The sequence below is a fragment of the Desulfovibrio sp. SGI.169 genome, assembly GCF_050313595.1.
In the GTDB taxonomy this organism is placed as follows: Bacteria; Desulfobacterota; Desulfovibrionia; order Desulfovibrionales; family Desulfovibrionaceae; genus Desulfovibrio.
The window spans coordinates 23,272-42,884 of record NZ_JBNPLS010000012.1 but is presented as its reverse complement, the minus strand read 5'-3'; the positions used below and the strand labels follow the sequence as shown (position 1 = coordinate 42,884).

Annotated in this window: 15 protein-coding genes, 1 tRNA gene and 1 pseudogene; 6 read left to right on the top strand and 11 right to left on the bottom strand. The window is 61.2% G+C overall.

Going from position 1 to position 19,613, the window contains the following annotated elements; translation table 11 throughout:
* Nucleotides 1-20 precede the first annotated feature (20 nt).
* The 4 genes from hpsG to ACQRA4_RS07865 form a co-directional block, all read right to left on the bottom strand.
* The gene (gene hpsG / locus ACQRA4_RS07880) at nucleotides 21-2,516 is read right to left on the bottom strand and encodes a (2S)-3-sulfopropanediol dehydratase (RefSeq protein WP_427822528.1); all 2,496 of its coding nucleotides are present in this window, start codon (nucleotides 2,514-2,516) and stop codon (nucleotides 21-23) included.
* Nucleotides 2,517-2,848: 332 nt separating this feature from the next.
* Complete coding sequence (locus tag ACQRA4_RS07875) at nucleotides 2,849-3,574, bottom strand: Crp/Fnr family transcriptional regulator (RefSeq protein ID WP_427822527.1); 726 nt, start codon at nucleotides 3,572-3,574, stop codon at nucleotides 2,849-2,851.
* 110 nt (nucleotides 3,575-3,684) lie between these two features.
* On the bottom strand, nucleotides 3,685-5,217 hold the full coding sequence (locus tag ACQRA4_RS07870) for an aldehyde dehydrogenase family protein (protein WP_427822526.1): 1,533 nt from the start codon (nucleotides 5,215-5,217) through the stop codon (nucleotides 3,685-3,687).
* Between the two features lie 212 nt (nucleotides 5,218-5,429).
* A complete protein-coding gene (locus tag ACQRA4_RS07865) occupies nucleotides 5,430-6,581 on the bottom strand; it encodes an iron-containing alcohol dehydrogenase (protein WP_427822525.1) in 1,152 nt (383 codons plus the stop codon).
* A gap of 498 nt (nucleotides 6,582-7,079) precedes the next feature.
* Between ACQRA4_RS07865 and ACQRA4_RS07860 the strand changes: the two genes are divergently transcribed.
* From ACQRA4_RS07860 to ACQRA4_RS07835, 6 genes and pseudogenes are all read left to right on the top strand, one after another.
* On the top strand, nucleotides 7,080-8,195 hold the full coding sequence (locus ACQRA4_RS07860) for a TRAP transporter substrate-binding protein (protein ID WP_427822524.1): 1,116 nt from the start codon (nucleotides 7,080-7,082) through the stop codon (nucleotides 8,193-8,195).
* 71 nt (nucleotides 8,196-8,266) lie between these two features.
* A complete protein-coding gene (locus ACQRA4_RS07855) occupies nucleotides 8,267-8,869 on the top strand; it encodes a TRAP transporter small permease subunit (protein WP_427822523.1) in 603 nt (200 codons plus the stop codon).
* A gap of 87 nt (nucleotides 8,870-8,956) precedes the next feature.
* The gene (locus ACQRA4_RS07850; protein WP_427822522.1) at nucleotides 8,957-10,279 is read left to right on the top strand and encodes a TRAP transporter large permease; all 1,323 of its coding nucleotides are present in this window, start codon (nucleotides 8,957-8,959) and stop codon (nucleotides 10,277-10,279) included.
* Between the two features lie 279 nt (nucleotides 10,280-10,558).
* Nucleotides 10,559-11,176 (top strand): hypothetical protein, encoded by a 618-nt coding sequence (locus ACQRA4_RS07845; protein ID WP_427822521.1) that lies wholly within the window; start codon nucleotides 10,559-10,561, stop codon nucleotides 11,174-11,176.
* Complete coding sequence (locus ACQRA4_RS07840) at nucleotides 11,163-12,011, top strand: amidohydrolase family protein (RefSeq protein WP_427822520.1); 849 nt, start codon at nucleotides 11,163-11,165, stop codon at nucleotides 12,009-12,011. The genes ACQRA4_RS07845 and ACQRA4_RS07840 overlap by 14 nt, the downstream gene beginning before the upstream one ends.
* Nucleotides 12,012-12,063: 52 nt before the next feature.
* Nucleotides 12,064-12,567, top strand: a pseudogene (locus tag ACQRA4_RS07835) (TSUP family transporter); the annotation flags it as partial.
* A 13-nt stretch (nucleotides 12,568-12,580) separates the two neighbouring features.
* Here the strand turns inward: ACQRA4_RS07835 and ACQRA4_RS07830 are convergent.
* The 7 genes from ACQRA4_RS07830 to ACQRA4_RS07800 form a co-directional block, all read right to left on the bottom strand.
* Nucleotides 12,581-13,489 (bottom strand): amidohydrolase family protein, encoded by a 909-nt coding sequence (locus ACQRA4_RS07830; RefSeq protein ID WP_427822519.1) that lies wholly within the window; start codon nucleotides 13,487-13,489, stop codon nucleotides 12,581-12,583.
* 454 nt (nucleotides 13,490-13,943) lie between these two features.
* A tRNA-Arg gene (locus tag ACQRA4_RS07825) sits at nucleotides 13,944-14,020 on the bottom strand.
* 165 nt (nucleotides 14,021-14,185) lie between these two features.
* Nucleotides 14,186-14,455 carry a 30S ribosomal protein S20 gene (gene rpsT, locus ACQRA4_RS07820; protein WP_427822518.1) on the bottom strand — a complete coding sequence of 90 codons (270 nt, stop codon included), beginning with the start codon at nucleotides 14,453-14,455 and terminating at the stop codon, nucleotides 14,186-14,188.
* Between the two features lie 236 nt (nucleotides 14,456-14,691).
* On the bottom strand, nucleotides 14,692-16,788 hold the full coding sequence (glyS, locus tag ACQRA4_RS07815) for a glycine--tRNA ligase subunit beta (RefSeq protein WP_427822517.1): 2,097 nt from the start codon (nucleotides 16,786-16,788) through the stop codon (nucleotides 14,692-14,694).
* Between the two features lie 3 nt (nucleotides 16,789-16,791).
* A complete protein-coding gene (glyQ, locus tag ACQRA4_RS07810; protein WP_427822516.1) occupies nucleotides 16,792-17,673 on the bottom strand; it encodes a glycine--tRNA ligase subunit alpha in 882 nt (293 codons plus the stop codon).
* A 176-nt stretch (nucleotides 17,674-17,849) separates the two neighbouring features.
* A complete protein-coding gene (gene recO, locus ACQRA4_RS07805) occupies nucleotides 17,850-18,605 on the bottom strand; it encodes a DNA repair protein RecO (protein ID WP_427822515.1) in 756 nt (251 codons plus the stop codon).
* The gene (locus ACQRA4_RS07800; RefSeq protein ID WP_427822514.1) at nucleotides 18,605-19,582 is read right to left on the bottom strand and encodes a helix-turn-helix domain-containing protein; all 978 of its coding nucleotides are present in this window, start codon (nucleotides 19,580-19,582) and stop codon (nucleotides 18,605-18,607) included. The genes recO and ACQRA4_RS07800 overlap by 1 nt, the downstream gene beginning before the upstream one ends.
* Nucleotides 19,583-19,613: the final 31 nt, after the last annotated feature.

Below are 19,613 nucleotides of genomic sequence, written 5' to 3'. Positions count from 1 at the left end.
GGCATCAATTCGGAGATCAATCAGCAGGTTTCGTGCTCGGTGCGGGCGATGAGGTCATTCTGGAGATCCGGCGAGAGATCCACAAAATAGGCGCTGTAGCCGGCAATGCGCACGATGAGGTTACGGTATTTCTGCGGGTCTTTCTGGGCGGCCAGCAGGGTTTCCCTGTTGAGCACGTTGAACTGCACATGCCAGAGCTTGAGGTCACAGAAGGCGCGGATGAAGGAAACCAGCTTTTCCGTCCCGGCCTCGCCTTCCAGGCACTTGGGCGTAAACTTGATGTTCAGCATGCGGGCGGCGCGGTCGCGCATGCCCATGTTCTTGGTGTTGTAGTTGGAGAGCAGGATGGCGGTGGGCCCGTTCACATCCGCGCCATGCGAGGCGGAGGTGCCGTCGGAAAGCGGGAAGCCGTCGGTGCGGCCGTTGGGCGTGGCGGACACCACCTTGCCGAAGGGCACATGGGAGGTGAAGGGCACATAACGGACATCATTGTGCATGCCCAGATCCTTCATGGAATACTTGCCGCCGTATTCCACGGAGATGCGGTCGATCTCGCGGCCGATGGCGTCGGCGTAGGAATCGTTGTTGCCGTAGCAGGGCGCGGAGCGCAGCAGCGCCTGCACGTCCTCATAGCCCACAAAGTTGGCGTCGATGGCCTTGATGAGCTGATCCATGGTCAGCTTCTTTTCTTCAAAGACCAGCTTTTTCACCGCCGACAGGGAGTCCACCACCGTGCCGAGGCCCATGTATTCAAAGTAGCCCAGGTTGATGCCTTCGGGGATCTGCTCCTGATGCAGGTCGATGCAGTGCTTCATGCACAGGTCATGCATGGCGGAACCCATGGGCTGGGCAAAGTGCCGGGCGCGCAGCTTGTTGATGATATACTGCTGGACAAAGGCGGTCTTGAGGAAGAGCAGGTGCTGCTGCACATAGGCGTTCCAGAACTCTTCCCAGGTCTTGAAGTTGCGCGGGTCGCCCGTTTCCACGCCCAGGAGCTGGTCGCCGTACTTCTTCATGCGACCGTTGCGCAGCACCATTTCCACGGCGGCGGCGAAGTTGATGTAGGCGCCCCCGGAGGTGTAGGTGTCGCGATTGGGCATGCGCGCCTCCGTGCAGCCGGAAACGGCATAGTCCAGGGCCTCCTCAAAGGTGGCTCCCTTGGAGACATAGAGCGGCACCACTTCCTCATCGTTGATCAGCTTGGGGAAGCCCGTGCCGTCCTTGATGGTCTCGGCGACATCCCAGAGGTAACGCTCGGGGGCGCGCGCATGGATGCGCGCCGCCAGGTCGGGATAGTGCAGCGGAAACTCGCGTTTGGACTTGAGGATAAGATGGGTCAGCTCGTTGCTGGCGTCTCGACCGTCCGGGGTCTGACCGCCGACGGTCACGGCCTCCCAGTGGGCGTAGCCCTCGTTGAAGGCGCCGCCGCAAGGAGAAATATACATGTCGATGAATTCGGCCATGCCAACCCACATGCACTCCAGCAGCTCCATGGCCTGCGCGTCGTTGAGCTTGCCGGCGGCCTTGTCCCGCTTGTAGAAGGGATAGAGGTACTGATCCATGCGGCCGTTGGAAATGGTGGTGCCGGTCTTCTGCTCAAGGCGCGAGAACATCTGGGTGAACCACTGGCTCTGGCAGGCTTCCCAGAAGTCGCGGGCGGGCTCGCCGGGCACGCGCTCGGCATTGTCGGCCATGCGGAGAAGCTCGGCCTTACGCGCGGGGTTCGTCTCCCTGGCGGCCATTTCGCGCGCCAGCCTGGCGTGGCGCTTGGCCCAGAGAACGATGGCGTCGCAGACAATGATGACGGCTTCCAGGAAGGGGCGCTTCTCGCGGTCATCCCTGGCGCTCAGCGGATCAAGGGCGGCCAGTTTTTCCTGGGCCTCTTTCTTGATGCTGTTGAAGCCGCGCTTGAGAATCTTTTCGTAGTCGTGCACCCACTGGATGGAGGAGCGGAAGGACGAGGTCTCGTTGACGATGAAGCGCGAGACGAGGCCCTGCGGGTCGTCATAGGTGAGCTTGTGCACTTCCGGCGGCAGGGCGGCATTGAGGGCTTCGTGATAGGTCTTGCCCTTCCAGTAGGGAGCGATCTCCTCAATGACCACCTTGGCGTCCTCAGGCGTGATGGTGGCAGGCGAGGTCTTGCGGGTAGGCAGGTCGCGCACGGCGGCGTCCAGAAAATCACCGTCCAGTTCGGGATAAAGAATGCCATAGCGCCCATTGCAGCCGGCGCGGCCCAGCAGCAGCTGGTCTTCCTGCACGCAGACCGAAATATTCTTGGCGATGTGCATGAGCGCCTTGGCCCAGCGCAGCACCAGGGGCTGGCCCTCGGTCTCTTTCATTGACTCGGTGAAGTAGCGGGCACGCTCAATGTCGATGCGCGGCTTCTGGCCTTCAAATCGCTCCAGCAACCGGAAAACCCGGGCATGCGTGTGACGGAACTTGTCCTCCTTGCCGGCGATCCTGTCGTAAAGGCGTTCTTCCTGAGGGGAACGGCACGCGCAGGTAGTCACATTCATTTGGAACTCCTTCCTGAAAAGAATGGCTGCGATGTGGCGTCCGGCGCGGCATGCAGCCGGCCAACGCCGTCATCTGGTGAACTATTTCCCTACAAGCAGCTTTTGTGCCAATACCGCAACATATTGATTTTTATTGATAATCATTACACCATTCTCCTCGGTCGCAGCGGGGATGCCCATGGAACGGGAAGTCGGGATGCAAATTTGCGACAATTGGACGAAAGAGGGCCTTTTTGCCCAAAAGTGATGCAATTTTGCAACTAGCTTGTGGGCGGGCGCCTGTTTTCCAAGGTTTATTCAAACAATGCCCCGCCGAAAGTCGCAATTCTGCATCATATATCCTCTCCATCTGCGGGCAGCTGGCCTCCGTTCGCGATCATGTCAAGTTCTTCGGGGTTTTCAATGGTGATGCTTCTGGCCGTGAACGAGGAGATGACCCCGCGCCTTTTCAGGCGTCGCACCAGCCTCGCCAGTGTGGTGCGGTGGATGCCGAGCAGCGAGGCCACTTCTTCCTGCGTCATGTTGCAGGGGATGTTCCGTTGCCGGCTGCCGTGCATGAGCGCCTGTATGAAGCGGCAAAGGTGCGTCTCGTGACTGCCTGTCCCCATTTCGGCGAGGAAGATATAATGCGTGAGTATCTTGGTTCCCATGGAACGCAGCAGGTTGCTGATCTGCTCCGCATGCCCGCTGATGAAGCCTGGATCTCGCAGCAGGCGTTCGGGAAAATGCCAGACCACCGAAGCCTGCATGCAGACGAAGCGTCCTTCCGGGGTCAGGCCGCTCAGAGGGCGCGCCTCATTGAAAATGCAGCCCGGCTTGACGCGCAGGGTGAGCCGTTCCCGACCACAGCTTGCCGTGTAGAAAAGCCCCACCAGGCCATCGGAGAGATAATAGAAGGAATTGCTGTGCTGATGCGGAATGATGGCATGTTTCGCATACACATGCCGCCGTGCGAAATGGAGGAGCTGTTCCCAGCAGCGATTGAGGTCGGCCACCTGGGCGAGTCTGTAATCTTTGGTGGGAGGGCCCGTTCCCGCGGAGTCGCTCTTGTTGACCATATCTGATTCCAGCAGGGGAGGGGCTTCCCCCTCCCCCGAGGCTATTTGCAGGAATAATGGAGTATTTCAGGCTTCGGAATACTCTCCACTGGCTTGCAGAACATCGCGCCTTAGGAGGCAACGCAGGAACGCACCGCAGAGGGTTTGACGCCGGAAGCGGCCACCCCCTTGGGCGGATGTGTGCGCAGGGTGATGACCTTGTTTTGCAGGAAGAAATCCATACCTTCCTTGCCCTGCACTTTGTTGGTGCCGAGCAGGGAACCCTTGATGCCGCCGAAGGGCACATACGGATGCGGCGCGCAGATGCCGACATTGACACCCACCATGCCCACGTCGGCCAGGCGACCGAACCTTTCAGCATAGTAGGCATTCTGCGTGAAAATGCAAGCGCCGTTGCCAAATTCGGATGCGCGGATGAGGCTGAGGGCGTCATCCATGTCCGCCACCTTGATGGTCGCCACCAGCGGCCCGAAAACCTCGGTGGTGAACAGCGGATTGCAGGGCGTGACATCCTTGATGATCGTGGGGCCAACAAAATAGCCGTTGCGGTTTTTCTCCGGCAGGTCGGGGTGGCGGCCATCGAGAAGCAGCTCGCATTTGCCGTGCCTGAGGGCGATATCCACATAGTTGATCACGTTGTCGGCGGCGGCGCGGGAAATGAGGGGGCCCATGTAGACCTCGGGATCGAAGGCGTCGCCCACCTTGACTTTTTTGGATGCCTCGACGATGCGCTCGATGACTTCGTCATAGATTTCCGGCACCGCCGCGACAATGGAACCCGCCAGGCAGCGCTGGCCGGCCGAGCCGTAGCAGGAGTTGATGAAGTTGTCCACGAAGACATCAAGATTGGCGTCTTCCATGACGAGGAGCATGTTTTTGGCGCCCCCGAGCAACATGGAACGCTTGGCTCCGCGCGCGCAGCCCTCGGCCATCTTCTTGGCCGTGGGCGTGGAGCCCACCAGGCACACGCCCGCCATGCGCGGATCTTCATACCAGGTTCCAGGGATGGAACGGTCGCCGTGGATGACGTTGACCACGCCTGCCGGCAGCTCGATCTCCTGGAATATCTCGCACATGAGCTGCATGAAATAGGGGGACTGGGTGGAGGGTTTGAAAATGAAGGTATCGCCCGCCAGCAGCGCATAGGGAATGAACCAGCCGAAAACCAGCGCCGGGAAGTTGAAGGGGGCCACGCCGCCGAAAACGCCCAGCGACTGCTTCACCACCTTGGCGGAGATGCTTCCCGAAACCTGGTCGAGAGTGTCGCCCTGGATGGTCGAGGAAGCGCCGGCGGCGGATTCAATAATCTCGATGACGCGCTGCACTTCGCCCCGCGCTTCGGAAATGTGCTTGGCCTGATCCCAGGCGATGCCCTGGGCCAGTTTTTCATGATTGCGCACCATGGCGTCACGCAGCTTGAAAATATAGACGAGGCGTTTCGCTATGGGAAGTTCGCGCCAGCTCTGATACGCCTCCCATGCCGTGGCGATGGCAGCTTCGCAGGTTTTGGCGCCGGACATGGGCACTTCTCCGATCTGCTCGCCCGTGGAAGGATTGTAGAGCGGTTTGACCGGCGCATCCGGTTCGGTCTGCCACTGGCCGTTGATGAAGTTCCTGATTTTGACGTAGGAAAACTCTGCCATGATGTACCCCTTGCCGTGAGGCGGTTGTATTTTCGTCCGACGCGCGCATCGGCCGATGAGCCTAGTGTCTAATCGTAAAAATTCCGCGCGGAATTCCGCGAAGAATCCTTGCGGGATCGTTGGCGAAAAAACGCGGTTTTTCGCAAATGAACCCGGCTACGCCGCCGCAAAACCCTTGCGGGTTTTGTAGTGTCCACTTTTGCAAGTGGCCGCTAGTAAAAGCGTTCCAGCAGACGTTCCAGCTGGTCGGCAGTGGCCCTGCGCGGGTTGCTGTCCATGAGGCGCTTGTAGGCCGCGCCCTTTTCCGCCACAGGGCGGAGTTCCTCTCTGGTGATGCCATGCGCGCCAAGCCCCGGCGTGATGTCAAGATCCTCCATGAGTGCGGCGAAACCGGAAGCCGCGCTCTTGGCCTTGACGAGAATCGGAGCGTCGGCGGGCGCGCTGCCGAAAATATCCGCGATGGCGGCGAATTTTTCCGGCGCGGCCGTGGCATTGAACGTCATGCCCATGGGGGCGCAAATAGCCATCATCAGGCCGTGGGGGATGTGGTGCTCGTGCGAGAAGGACATGCCAATCGCATGGATGACGCCGTTCTGGGTATTTGAGAACGCGATGCCGCTGGCGGCCGCCCCGTAGAGCATCTGCTCACGAGCCTGGATATTGCCGCCGTTGGCGTATGCCTGGCGGATATTGTTCACGATCATGCGGATGGCCTGAAGATTGAGGGCATCCGTAATGAAGGTCGCGTGCTGGCTCACATAGGACTCGATGCTGTGGACAAGGGCGTCCATGCCGGTGATGGCGGTATAGAACGGGGGCAGCCCCACGGTCAGCTCCGGGTCGAGCAGGACGACCCTGGCGTAAAGGTGGTCGCTGACGATCCCCTGCTTCGAATCCGTGACGGGGTCACTGAGCACGGAGTTGGACGTCATCTCGCTGCCCGTGCCCGCAGTGGTGGGCACAAGGATGGTCGGCATGCAGGGGCCGGGCACCTTGTGCAGGCCGTAATAGCGGCTCAATGGCCCTTCGTGCCGGGCGAGGAGCGCCGTGGCCTTGGTGGTGTCCATCGCGCTGCCGCCGCCCACGCCGAGCAGCAGATCGACCCCGTTTTCCCGAACCCATGCCGCGGCCCGTTCTATGGAGGACGGCGTGGGGTCCAGTTCCGCCTTGTCATAGACCACGCACGGAATGCCCGCCTTTGCCAGGGAATCCGTCAGGGGAACATGGATTCCGGCCTTGGTCAGGCCGGCGTCGGTGATCAGGCCGACCTTGGCGGCATTGAGCTTGTGCGCTTCGCTTCCCAGTTCCGCGGCACTGCCGCGTCCAAACACCACACGGCTTACTGTCTGAAAACTCGAAAACATGTACTCCTCCTTCGAAGGGACTGCTTTTTCACCGCCGGGCGGCAGGCTTTGATTTTCCCTATGGTCAGGAAAAAAGCCTTTTTGGATGGGCTTTTCTATAGCAAATGCGACAACAGGCGTTTTTTTCTCACCTGCGCGGAAAAACCGGGATTGGCGCGCGCCGGGGATGGGCGCATCCACGCGGAACTCTTGCGCGGCTTTGGCGAAAAAAAGTACGCCCCCAGGCCGGGAAAGCCGGCGGGCGTGGGCAGAGGGAATACCGGTTTCATGGCAATCCATCCGCGGGGAAAATTTTTGTGAAAAACCAGCCAGTGTAGCGTTTGCTATATTTGCCGGCGGCATGATTGTTATAGGCTTGCCCTATGGTGGAATCGGATTCTTTGGCGACTGACACGGGGCGAACGCCCCGCATCGTGCGGAACCCGCAACACGCAAGGAGGGAAAGGAACACGCGCAGGAGCCCACGAGAAGTTTAATGATTAACCGGAGGGATTAATTGTGAAAAAGTTCGCATTGCTGGTTGTGGCGCTGGCCCTCTTTTTCGGCCCGGTTGCCTCCAAAGCCTCCGCGGCGGCGTATGAGCTGAAGATCCAGACCTCGCTCGCCACTTCGTCCATGTACTTCAAAACGCTTGAGCGTCTGAAGGCCAACATCGAGAAGCTTTCCGCCGGACAGATCAAGGTGGAGCTTTATGCCGACGGCGCCATTGTCAAAAATTTCGAGATTTTTGACGCCGTGAGCGAGGGGTTGGTCAATGGCGGCATGTGCTGGACGCACTGGGCTTCCGGCAAGCATCCCGCGGGCACGCTCTTTTCGGCGCCCATCGGCGGCCTGGGCTACGGTCTTGACCAGATGTCCCAGCTGTCCTGGATGTTCGAGGGCGAAGGGCTCAAGCTTCTCAACGCCTATTATCAGGACATCCTCAAGCTGGACATGATCTCCTTCCCCGTGCTTCCCATGGGTCCCGAATGCTTCGGCTGGTTCCATGAAAAGTACACCTCGGTCGCGCAGATCAACAAGCTGACCTTCCGCGCGCCTCCAGGCGTACCCTCCGAAGCCTTCAAGGAAATGGGGATGCCCGTGGTCTCCATGGCCGGAGGCGACATCATCCCCGCGGCCCAGCGCGGCGCCATCCAGGCCGCCGAATGGATCGCTCCCGGCGAGGATATCGTCATGGGCTTCCCCGAAGTCTGGAAGCACTACTATCTCCAGGGCCTGCATCAGGCCATCTCCATCGGCGACGTCTACATCAACAAGACCTGGTTCGAGAAGCTGCCGAAGAACCTTCAGGAAGTCATCAACCTCTCCATGAAAGTGTGCCTCATCGACCAGCTTCTCAGCGGCATCAAGGTCAACTCGGAAGCCCTTGAGACCATGGTTCGCAAGCAGGGCGTCGTCATCGAGGAGACCCCGGCCGACTACTATCCCGCCTTCATGAAGGCCGCCCGTACGGTTATCGCCAAGTACGACAAGGATCCCTTCTTCAAGAAGGTGCACGATTCCCAGATCGCCTGGGCGAAACTGACGGTACCCTTTGAAACCCGCTCCAACGGTCTGTTCTACATGATGGGCAAGACCGCCATGGATGAAGGCATCATCACCGATTACAAATAAGCGCATCTGAATGGGGGCCGCGCAAGCGCGGCCCCCGCGCCGAGCACCCATCTTTGTTTCAAGGAGCATGTATGTCCGACTGTGCAGAACTTTCCCGGACGTCGAAACAGGGCCTGGCGGCGGTGCCCCCGGCGGCCAGAAAGATAGTGGCCTGGATTGACCGCCTCAATGAACGTGTCGGCAAGATCACTTCCTGGCTCGTCATTCCCATGGTGCTGGCCATGATGTACGAGGTGATCATGCGCAACGTCTTCACCGCCCCCTCCATCTGGGCGCTGGACGTGGTGATGATCCTCTACGCCATTCATTTCATGCTTGGTTCCCCCTTCTGCCTTCAGACGGGCAACCATATCCGCACCGACTTTTTCTACCACTCTTGGTCCATCAAAACCAAGGCTCTGGTGGATATGTTCAATTACCTCATTTTCTTTTTCCCCATCCACATTGTTTTTCTGGATATTTCCGTCGCCTATGCCTGGAAGTCTTACATTCAGAACGAAGTTTCCGTCACAAGCCCCTGGATGCCCATCATCTGGCCGGCCAAGATGGCGCTGCCCTTCTGCGTTGCGCTGACGCTGATCCAAGGTGTCTCGGAAGTTATCAAGTGCTGGTATCGCTGGAAGACCAATGAACTGCTCTGGGACAACGAGCAGTTGGGCGAGGCTGCCGACTAACGCCAAAATTCGCGCCGCGCGGGGGCTGGGCGCGGCGGCGACAGTGACGGCCCCATCCCAGAATGACGCGCCTTAAGGAGCTTTCGCATGGTTATATCCAATGAAATGCTGGCGGTGTTCTCCATCATTTCCATGTTCGGCCTGTTCTGCACGGGCTTCCCCATTTCCTATACCATGATTTTCAGCGGGCTGCTGTTCGGTTTTCTCGGGTTCGGCAAGCTCGTCTTTCACCTGCTGACGATCCAGTTCTGGCAGGTCATGAGCGACAGCGTCATGGTCGCCATCCCCTTTTTCCTGTTCATGGGCTATCTTCTGGAAGGCGCGGGACTCATGACGCGGCTGTTCCGCTCGTTCCAGCTTCTCCTGTCCAGGCTGCCCGGTTCGCTTTTTGCCACGGTCAGCCTCACGGGCACAATTTTTGCGGCGGCCACCGGCATTGTCGGTTCCTCCGTCAACCTGCTCTGCATCATGGCCGAACCCGCCATGCGCCGCAGTGGCTATGACGTGCGCATGGGCGCGGGCTGCATCGCCGCCGCGGGCACCCTCGGCATCCTGATTCCGCCGAGCATCATGCTCATCGTGCTCGGCCCCATCGTGGGCGTGCCCATCACCGATCTGTTCACCGCGGCCATCCTGCCCGGCCTGCTCCTGGCTTCTCTCTATATCGCGTACTCGCTCATCAAGTGCGCCATCTGGCCCAAGTACGGGCCGCCGCTGCCGCCGGATGAGCGCCCCACGAGCATGGGCGAAGTGCTGAAAGGCCTTGTGATCGGAGCGGTGCCCCTGGCGGTGCTCATCTTCGCCACCCTGGGCAGCATCCTCTGCGGATTTGCCACCCCCACCGAGGGCGCGGCCTGCGGCTCCTTCGGCGCCCTGGTTCTGGTCATCGCCTATGGCAAGTTTACCTGGAAGGGACTCGCCAAAGCTCTGCACAGCACGATTCTTCTTTCTTCCATGATTCTCATCATGATCGCGTCCTGCAATTTCTTCGGCGCGGTCTTTTCGCGGCTCGGCGGGGCCGTAGCCCTCTCCAACTTCCTGCTGGGGCTGGATATGGCGCCCATGGCCATGCTGGCGCTCATTTGCGCCATCATCTTCTTCATGGGCTGGGCCATGGAATGGGTGCCCATTGTCCTCATTCTCGTGCCGCTGCTCATCCCCGTGATCGAGGGGCTGCATTTTGACAAGCTCTGGTTCTGCCTGGTGGTCGCCGTCACCCTGCAGACGTCATGGCTCTCGCCTCCAGTGGCCCTTTCGTGCTACTTCATCAAGGGCAGTATCCCGCACTGGTCGCTGAGCGATATCTACAAAGGCATGTTCGAGTTCATCGGCTGCCAGCTTGTGGGGCTGGTGCTCATCATTCTTTTCCCGGCCATCGTCACCTGGCTGCCCACGGTCATGAAAGAATAGCGGCCCACCGGGCACAGGCTCCCGGCTACCGAAACATCATCATCCAAAGGAGGCCCAATGGACTGCGTGCGGATACTTTTGGCGTGCCTCTGCTTGGCGCTCTGTCTGGCGGGGCCGGCCATTGCCGCCGAAACGTCGAAAAAGCCCCCGAGGGAGTGTCGCGTCCCGGGCCGGGAGCGCCACAAACTTGCTGATCCCGTCATTTTCGGAAAATGGCGGTTCGGCATGGAACGGTCGGCGGCCCTGCGACTGCCGGGCGCCAAGGAAGGAAACGGAGACATGGCGGGCCATGTCCTGCTGCCCGAAGTCACCTGGGCCGGTCTGCCCTGGAATGTCAGCCTGGAGTTCCGGCGGGGCGGCACGGGGGCGGAAGCGAAAGCGGGAGGCGCTCCCGCCGCGCGGCTTGTGCGCGTTTGCCTGCTTGAGACCTACAGCAGGGAGCGCCTTGATGCCGTAAACGCGCTCCTGGGTGAAGAAGGCTTTGAAATGCTCGCCATGCAGGCTGAAGGCCGGAATCTGGATTTCATTGCCGTTCTCAAGGCATTCGGCAGTGAGGAGCTGCAAAAACGCATCGCCGGACTTTACCGGACGGAAGCCGTGAACTTCATGTCCTTTGGCTGGTTCCATACGAGGCGCATCAGCAGGGAAATGAAGATCATGAGCCGCAATCTGCCGGAATTGTTGCAAATCGTGCGGGCAGACACGCGTGAGGCGGAAGTGACGCTGCTCGGCGCGGACGGCAGGGCCAGTCATATGCTCGTCATTTTCAGTCTGCCGATTCTCGAAATACAGACCTTCGGGGGCGGTCAGGAGAGTTCCCCCCTGAAGGGCAACGTCCCCGAAGGGGCTGCCGGGCAGCCCTCGCCGTCGGGAGGGGGGAAACATGCGGACCATTGATTTCCGTTTCCGGCCCAATACGCCGGAAATCATCAACGGCATCAAGAACAGCGCCATGTTCAAGGCCGCCTGCAAAGCCATAGGCTTTGACGCGCGCCAGGCCCAGCCCCTGCCGGAGATTGTCGCCGGGCTGGATCGCCTGGGCGTGGAACTTGGCGTGATCACCGGTCGTGATTGCGAGACCACCTACGGCTTCCCGGCCAACAATCCGAGCGTACTGGAGTTTTGCCGGGCGTACCCGCGGAAGTTCGTGGGCTTCTGGGGCATCGACCCGCACAAGAAGATGGCCGCCGTGCGCGAAGTGGAGCACGCCGTGCGCGAGCTGGGCATGAAGGGCATCGCCATTGATCCCTACCTCACCCACATCCCGGCTTCCGAGGCCCGGTTCTATCCGCTGTACGCCAAGTGCTGCGAACTGGGAGTACCGGTCTTCATCACCATGGCGCCGCCGCCCCAGGTGCCGGGCGCCATCCTGGAATATGCCGACCCGCGCGATGTGGATAAGGTCGCCCGCGACTTTCCCGAACTCGTCCTCATCATGAGTCACGGCGGCTATCCCTTCGTCAACGAGGCCATTTACACCTGCCTGCGCAACGCCAATGTCTATATGGACATTTCCGAATACGAGCGCGCGCCCATGGTGGATGTCTACGTGCGGGCCATGAACGAGACCATAGGCGACAAGGTTCTCTTCGCCAGCGCCCATCCCTTCGTGGAGCTGGCCGACGCGCTGGATGCGTATGCGGCCTTCCCCCTGCGGGAGGATGCGCGCCGCAAGGTCATGTATGAGAATGCCCGGCGCGTTCTCGGCCTGACTTCTGGCGTGAAAGCCTGACTGTTTCCCGGAGACGCCGTCGGTTCTTTCCCGCCGACGTCCCCTTTCCGGCATGCTGAACGCTGTCTGCTACAATCTGCTCTGGTTCTGCGGAGGGTTCGTCACCGGCATTGCCTCCTTTGGCGCCAATCTTTTTGCGCTTCCGTTCGCGGCCCTTCTGCTGCCGCCGCGGGAGGCCATTCTGCTGGGCTGCATCTCGGGCACGGCCGTCGCTGCGTTCATGAGCGTGATCCATGCCAGGCACGTTCACTGGGGCGATGTCGCGCTTTTGACGGCGGGGGCCCTGACGGGCATCCCGTTCGGCGTCTGGGCCCTGGCGCATGCGGGATCGCGCGCCCTGTTGCTGGGCGCCGCCTTCTGTCTGGGGGGCTTTCTGTTCTGGCAATGGCTGCCCGGCGGCAACCGGCGCCCCCCCGTCGGGAGCTGGTTTGCCCTGCCGCTGGGGGTGGCCTCCGGCGTCATGATGAGCGCCATGGGCATGGGCGGCCCGGCGCTGGCGGTCTATGTCCATTGGCGGAAGCTGGAAAAGGAGGCCGCTCTGGGCGCCGTCAATGTGGTCAGCGTGGTCATCACGGCGGTGACGTTACCCTGGCGGTATTGGCAAGGGCTCTATGACGGCGTGGAGACAGGTCTGGGACTGTGGGGGCGTTTTTCGCCTGCTGCGGCATCACGGCCAGCATTCCGCTGGCGCGCCGCATGAATGTCCGGCTGTTCCGCAAGGCGCTGCTGGGCATTCTCGTCCTTTCGGCGCTCATGCTGCTGGCGCGGGGGCTGGCGGAAAGCAGAATATCTGGTTCGGTGATGCCCGCCTCTTCCATAAGGACAGATTCCTGATGCCGTCTGCCGTGATAGCCCAGTGGCGTTCCGGTATCCGTGCCAAATACCACGCGCGCCCCGGCATCGTAGGCTTTTTTCACGTTTTCCAGATGGCGCGGGGCAAGTGCCGCAGACTTGCCAACGGCATCCGCTGAAACGCCCGCTTCCGGCCCCTTTTCGGCAATGAGCTTGAGCACGCTGAAAGTCGGCGCCAGGGCCACGGCGTTTTCAGCCATGAGCCGGATGCCCTCATCATCCACGGTTGCGCAATGCTCGATGACCGTAACGCCCGCCCGTGCCGCGATTTCTTCATCGCTCATATTCTGTTCGCCCACGTTAGCGCCTCGGCTGAGAAGGCCGCCTGTCACCATGGTCTTGATCTGGTCGGCTCCCATCTTGAGCATCTGGCGCGCGGCAGTCACCACTGCACCGGGCGTGTTGGCCACATTGACGGACTTGAAGGTCTGAATGCCGAAGCGCTCCTGCGTCCAGCGCGGTTCGAGATGCCCGGCCGTCTGGGTGATGACCATGCCGCTGGTGAACACGCGCGGCCCTTCGGCAAAACCGGCATTGATGGCGTCGCGGATGGCCTGCCCCCCGGATGGTGAAATAGCCTTCGTCGCGCACCGTGGTGAAACCGCCCATGAGATTATCCCGGGCATTCTTCAGCTATGGCAGGTTTTCTCCCCCCTGAATCACGCTCTTCTTTGAGTATTGGCTCTATAAGGGCAAATTGTTCATCAGTGAGTGTTTGGCATCTTTCCATACGTCCATACTGCGCAAGGAAAAATATCTTGTAAGCTATTTGTTAGCAGAACCTAAACAGATGAAGAGAATTACAGCGCCATATCGCATTGCTGAGGCATCAGGGATCATTTACAAAATGGAGAACACATGGGTAAATTTTGACAGCTAAACAAAAAAAGTGCCAGAGCGGAAAATCTGCCCCGGCACGTTCTCATTTTTCGTGAAAAAATTCTTATTTTACGCGACAGCTCACAGCAATCGTTTCGCTTCCTTATCCTGGAAGGCCATGCCGGATGTGCCGCATGTGCCCAAACCATGTGCCCAAATGAAAAGGCACTTGCGGCGGCATCCGCAAGTGCCTGAAATAATTGGCGCGCTCGAAGAGATTCGAACTCCTGACCTACAGGTTCGTAGCCTGTTGCTCTATCCAGCTGAGCTACGAGCGCGTAACGAAAAAATATTACCTTACACCACCCTGCCCGTCAAGCATTATCCGCAATATTTTCCATTTGCCTGTCGGCGCATTCTCAAAGCAGCTTTTTCATCTGACGGTCTTTGCTCAAGCCATCGGCAGCGCTCTGAGGGGCAAACAACACCGTGTTACATGCGGCCTACTCGGCTTCAATGCTGTTGACCGCGCGAGCCAGACGCGAAATCTTGCGCGCGGCTTTTTTCCAGTGCAGCGCGCCCTTGCCGGCGGCCTTGGCCAGCACAGAGGTGGCGACGGTCAGCGAGGAGCCGGCCAGCCCTTTGTCCTTGTTCTGAATAGCGGCGCGCACTTCCTTGATGGCGTTTTTCACGCGGGTGCGGGCGGCGCGATTGCGGGCGGCGCGGTTGAGGCTCTGCTTGTGACGTTTGATGGCTGACTTGTGGTTGGCCACGGTATTCCTCCACTATGTTGGGCTTGCCCGCGCAAGCCATGATATCGAAGAAGCGGCACAGCCGCCATTGGCAGCAACGTAATGTTGTGAAACAGCGTTATTAGCTCAAGCCTTCAGGTCTGTCAAGCAAATTTGCCACACTGGCCGTCACGCTCTTTGCATGTCAGGCGCATGCGCGGCGGGGGCTCTTACAGACAAGCCGCTTGCGCATCCGAACTTGAACATGACGCGCGCCCCTACACCTGCAAGGCCGCAAAGTCAGCCAGCCGGGCAAAGCGTGCACCCAGGGCCCGGAGCATGGTCAGGCGGTTGCGGCGCAGGGCCGCGTCCTCGCACATGACCATGACGCCGTCAAAAAAGGCATCCACCGCCGGGCGCACTTCCCTGAGCGTGGCCAGGGCCGCGCCGTGGTCGCCCGCGGCCCACAGGGCGTCCAGCCGGGGCAACAGCGCATCCAGAGTCTCAGCCAAAGCCTTTTCCGGCGCCTCGCGCAACAGGGCCGCCTCCCAGTGATCGGGCAACGTCTCGGCGGCGACTTGCTTGCGCACAATATTAGCCACCCGCTTGAAGGTCTGCACGGCCTCGGCATAGCCAGCTTCTCTGCTGAAGGCCGTCAGGGCGGCCAAACGCGCGCCGCAGTCGGACGCCAGAGCCGCGCCGGCGTTCAGCGCGGCGTCCACCAGCAGGGTATCCTGCCCCTGACTCATGAAATAGTTGCGCAGTCGGGCCGCGAAAAATTCCATGAGCCTGTCCAGGCTTTCATCCGGCGGCAGCTTCCACTCCCGCGAGCCATAAAGCTCCCGCGCCTTGGCGAACAGTTCACGCGCATCCAGCTCAAAACCGTAGTCCAGCAGAATGCGGATAATGCCCAGGGCGCAACGCCGCAGACCATTGGGGTCCGCCGCGCCGGTGGGAATCATGTTCAGGCCGAAGCAGCCCGCCAGGGTGTCGGCCTTGTCCGCCAGCGAAAGCAGCGCGCCCACGGGGCTTGCAGGCAGAGGCGAATCAGGCCCGGCGGGCAGGTATTGTTCTTTCAGGGCTGCGGACACGACCGGGGATTCTCCCTTGCGCTCCGCATAAATGCCCCCCATGATCCCCTGAAGGACATCAAATTCGCCCACCATGCCGCTGACCAGATCGGCCTTGGAGAGGCGGCCAGCCCGCGCGGCGTCCGCCGTCAGGTCAGCGCCCAGGCGCGGGGCGCAGCGTTGCGCCAGCCAGCGGCAAAGGGACTCAAGGCGGCGGGTTTTGTCGCCCATGCTGCCCAGCGCGCCGATAAAGATGACATGATCCAGCCTGGCCAGCCAGGCGTCAAAATTTTCCCGCAGATCCGCGCGCCAGAAAAAGCGGGCGTCGTCCAGACGGGCTCGCAGCACTCGCTCCCAGCCGTGCCTGACCACGCTCATATCCTCGGGGGTCAGGTTGAGCACGGTCAGGAAATGCGGCATGAGCTTGCCGTCCGCGCCCTCAATGCCAAAACTTTTCTGATGGCTCTCCATGCTGGTCAGCAGCACTTCGCGCGGCACTTCCAGATAGGCCGGATCAAAATCCGCCAGCAAGGGCACGGGATGCTCGGCCAGGCCCTGCACTTCGTCCAGAAGGCTGTCCTTCCAGAGCACCTTGCCGCCGCAGCGGGCGGCCTGAGCGTCGCCGCCCTCCACAATGGCGGCGCGACGCCGGGCCGGATCCAAGGTCACGGCGCAAAGATCGGCCACGGTTTGCAGATAGGCTCCGGCATGCTCCACGCTGAAGGGGCCGGGACCGTGCACGCGATGGCCGCTGGTTTCGCGGCCGGAACTCACCGGCCCGATGCCGAAGGGCACAACCTCCGCATCCAGCAAGGCCAGAATCCAGCGGATGGGGCGGGCGTAGGCCAGCGAATACGCGCCCCAGCGCATGCGCTTGGCAAAAGACAGGGCCGTAATCACCGCCGGGCAGATTTCAGCCAGCAGATCCCTGGCCGCAGCGCCGCCGGTACGCTTGCGCACGGCCACATATGCGCCCTTTTCCGTCTCCAGCTGAAAAACATCCGCCACGCTCAGGCCGTGGGTGCGGGCAAAACCTTCCAGAGCCTTGCTGGGCGCTCCGTCAGGCCCGTAGGCAACGCGCGCCGGAGGGCCTGAAATCACTTCCTCTTTTTCACTCTGCACGGGGTTGAGGTCTTCCACCAGCAAGACTGCCCGGCGCGGCGTGCTCATGACGCGCACGACGCCGTGCTCCAGGCCCGCCTCGTTCAGCGCGGCGACAAAACGGCTTCGCAGTTCCGCCTCTTCCGGGGCCAGAAAACGGGAAGGCAGTTCCTCGCTGCCGATTTCAAGCACAAAGGTCGCCATGCCTTACCTCGCATCCTTGTTGTCGAGCATGGGATAGCCCAGTTCTTCGCGTTGCGTCGTGTACAGACGCGCCACGCCCGCGGCCAGAGCGCGCACCCGACCGATGTAGCCGGTGCGCTCGGTAATGGAAATCGCCCCGCGCGCATCCAGAAGATTGAAGGTATGCGAGCACTTCAGGCAGTAATCGTAGGCGGGCCAGGGCAGGCCCAGCTCCAGCATGGTCTTGCATTCCCTCTCAAAATCGCTGAACTGGCGCAGCAGCATTGCCGCATTGCTGACTTCAAAATTGTGCCGTGACTGCTCCACCTCGTTCTGGTGATAGATGTGGCCGTACGTCACGTTCTGGTTCCAGCGCAGATCATACACCGATTCCACGCCCTGAAGATACATGGTCAGGCGTTCCAGACCATAGGTCAGCTCCACGCTGACCGGCGACAGATCAATGCCGCCCACCTGCTGAAAATAGGTGAACTGGCTCACTTCCATGCCATTGAGCCAAACCTCCCAGCCCAGGCCCCAGGCCCCAAGCGTGGGCGATTCCCAGTCGTCCTCCACAAAGCGGATGTCATGGCGGGCGGGGTTGAGCCCCAGAGCTTCCAGACTTTGCAGGTAAAGATCCTGCACATTGTCCGGCGAGGGTTTGAGCACCACCTGAAACTGAAAATAGCGCTGCAGGCGATTGGGGTTTTCGCCGTAGCGGCCGTCCGTGGGACGGCGCGAAGGTTCCACATAGGCGACCTTCCAGGGTTCAGGGCCGAGAACCCGCAGGAATGTGCTCGGATTAAACGTGCCGGCCCCGCACTCAACGCCCGAAGGCTGCTCAATGACGCAGCCCCGGCTTGCCCAGTAATGTTGCAGGGTAAGAATCACATCCTGAAAATACATGCGCTGTCCTTTGTTATGCTCAATGTTCACAGAGCCGCACAGACGGCGACATCAGTCCGCCGAAGGCCGATGTCGCATCTCCGGCAGGAAGAAGGCTTTTTTGTGAAGGCAATGCGCCCGCTCCCGCCCCCGGCAAAAAGCGCGGTTTGCGCAGCCAGCGGCAAACGGCCCGGCTTTCATACCCGGCGAAAATACCCGCCCTCCCAGGCCAGCCCCAAATGGTACTGCACAAAACCGTCAATGGCCCGCGCGCAGGCCCGGCGATCTGACGACGGCCCGTCCTCCGCCGGCCAGGCGGAGGGAAATTCCCGCTGCACGCGGCGTAAAAGGTCAAGCCCGGTCAAAGAAAGCTCCACTCCGTAGCGCGTGGCCGGCAAGGATGCTCGCGACCGGCACGCGGCGCAACGCATCTGCCCCTCGTCCACCACAAAGAGCGCCCGCTCCGCCAGAGGCGCGCCGCACGCGCCGCAATGCCCCAGATTGGGCGCAAAGCCCAAAGCGCCGGCCAGACGCAGGCGGAAAAAAAGCGGCAGCAAGGCGGGCAGGCGCGCTTCTTCTTCCAGAACGCGGCGCAGGTCTTCCACCAGGGCAAAGCTTTCCGCCGCGCCGTCATCATTGACGCCCAGGGCCTCCACAAAGCGCAGGCAGTTGGCGGCCAGGCCCATGCGGCGCCAGTTGCCGCGCAGCCGCTGCGGGCCGGACAGCAGCACCGCTTCTTCCAGATTAAGAAAGTTTCCCCTGCCCGAAACCTTGACCCGGCATTGCAGGGTATTCAGCACATCCAGGCAGCCGCAGAAACGCCGTCGGCTGCGACTGCCGCCAAAGGCGAACAGGGTCAGCAAACCACGCTTGCGGCAAAGCAGCTTCAACCAGAGATCAGATTCGCGGAAATGCCCGATACGCAAAACCACGGCCTGATCGGCCCATTCCATCACTGCCGGGCCGCGGGCGGAAAGGTCAGCGTCCGCACCTGACCGGACTGGCCGGGCGCGGGCATGTCCCGCCCGTTATAACGGATGCGCACGCCGCCGGCATTGCCCAGCTTCAGCTCCAGCCCCTTGGTGAAGGTCAGGGCAAACGTGTCGCCCTTGCGCAAGGAAAACTGCCGGGTATCGGTATTGTCGGCGTTGGAATGAATCCAGCATTCCTCCGTGGCGGTGATGATGACCTTGTGCTGGCCCGGAGGCGGCGCGCCCTCCGCGGAGCGGACGGATTCGGCGGGCCACGTCGCATTGCCCGCCGCCATGTTTTCCTGTTCCCTGGCTGTGGGGGCAGTCGCGTTGCGCGCGACGCCGGCAGACGCGAGGGCTGACGCTCTTGCGGCATCGGCTGGCGCAACGGCAGAGGGCGCCGGCGCGGAAACCGGAGAACTCGCCGAGGCGGCGGACGGCGACGGGGGCTGAACCGGGGCGGCGGGCGGAACAGCCGCGGGCGAAGCATCCCGGCCCGGCATGGTCTCGACGGAATCGGGCGTTTGCAACGGCGGCGAGGGCTGGGCCAGACGCCGCGTCTGGCGGCTCAGAATCTCCAGAACGCCCTGTTGCCAGGCCACATATGCCCCGCCCCCCAGCAACGCCAGAACAACAAGCGCGCCCAGCCATTTCAGGCCGCGTGGCCGCGCCAGAGATTCCTCCGGCTCATACACGGCTTGGGGTGTGGTGGCCGGGCTTGCGCCGCCCAGGGCGCAAACGGCTTCGTTTATTTCTTCGGCGGCCATGCCGAGATAGAAGCCGTACGAGCGGATAAAGCCCTTGGCATACGCCAGATGGGGCAAAGATGCGGCGTCCCCCTCTTCCAGAGCGCGCAGCAGGCGAACCCCGATTTTCAGGTGGTTGGCCACATCCTCAATGCTCAGGCCGCGTTTTTCGCGTTCGGCGCGAAGCGCCGCGCCCAATTCCTCTAAGCTCATGCAAAGCCTCTGTGTATGTCTCGCCGCGCAA

Excerpts from the sequence above, each read along its gene's own strand:
- hpsG (WP_427822528.1), bottom strand. The coding sequence starts at position 2,516 with ATGAATGTGACTACCTGCGCGTGCCGTTCCCCTCAGGAAGAACGCCTT.
- ACQRA4_RS07875 (WP_427822527.1), bottom strand. The coding sequence starts at position 3,574 with ATGGTCAACAAGAGCGACTCCGCGGGAACGGGCCCTCCCACCAAAGAT.
- ACQRA4_RS07870 (WP_427822526.1), bottom strand. The coding sequence starts at position 5,217 with ATGGCAGAGTTTTCCTACGTCAAAATCAGGAACTTCATCAACGGCCAG.
- ACQRA4_RS07865 (WP_427822525.1), bottom strand. The coding sequence starts at position 6,581 with ATGTTTTCGAGTTTTCAGACAGTAAGCCGTGTGGTGTTTGGACGCGGC.
- ACQRA4_RS07855 (WP_427822523.1), top strand. The coding sequence starts at position 8,267 with ATGTCCGACTGTGCAGAACTTTCCCGGACGTCGAAACAGGGCCTGGCG.
- ACQRA4_RS07850 (WP_427822522.1), top strand. The coding sequence starts at position 8,957 with ATGGTTATATCCAATGAAATGCTGGCGGTGTTCTCCATCATTTCCATG.
- ACQRA4_RS07845 (WP_427822521.1), top strand. The coding sequence starts at position 10,559 with ATGGCGGGCCATGTCCTGCTGCCCGAAGTCACCTGGGCCGGTCTGCCC.
- ACQRA4_RS07840 (WP_427822520.1), top strand. The coding sequence starts at position 11,163 with ATGCGGACCATTGATTTCCGTTTCCGGCCCAATACGCCGGAAATCATC.
- ACQRA4_RS07830 (WP_427822519.1), bottom strand. The coding sequence starts at position 13,489 with ATGCCCGGGATAATCTCATGGGCGGTTTCACCACGGTGCGCGACGAAG.
- glyS (WP_427822517.1), bottom strand. The coding sequence starts at position 16,788 with ATGGCGACCTTTGTGCTTGAAATCGGCAGCGAGGAACTGCCTTCCCGT.
- glyQ (WP_427822516.1), bottom strand. The coding sequence starts at position 17,673 with ATGTATTTTCAGGATGTGATTCTTACCCTGCAACATTACTGGGCAAGC.
- recO (WP_427822515.1), bottom strand. The coding sequence starts at position 18,605 with ATGGAATGGGCCGATCAGGCCGTGGTTTTGCGTATCGGGCATTTCCGC.
- ACQRA4_RS07800 (WP_427822514.1), bottom strand. The coding sequence starts at position 19,582 with ATGAGCTTAGAGGAATTGGGCGCGGCGCTTCGCGCCGAACGCGAAAAA.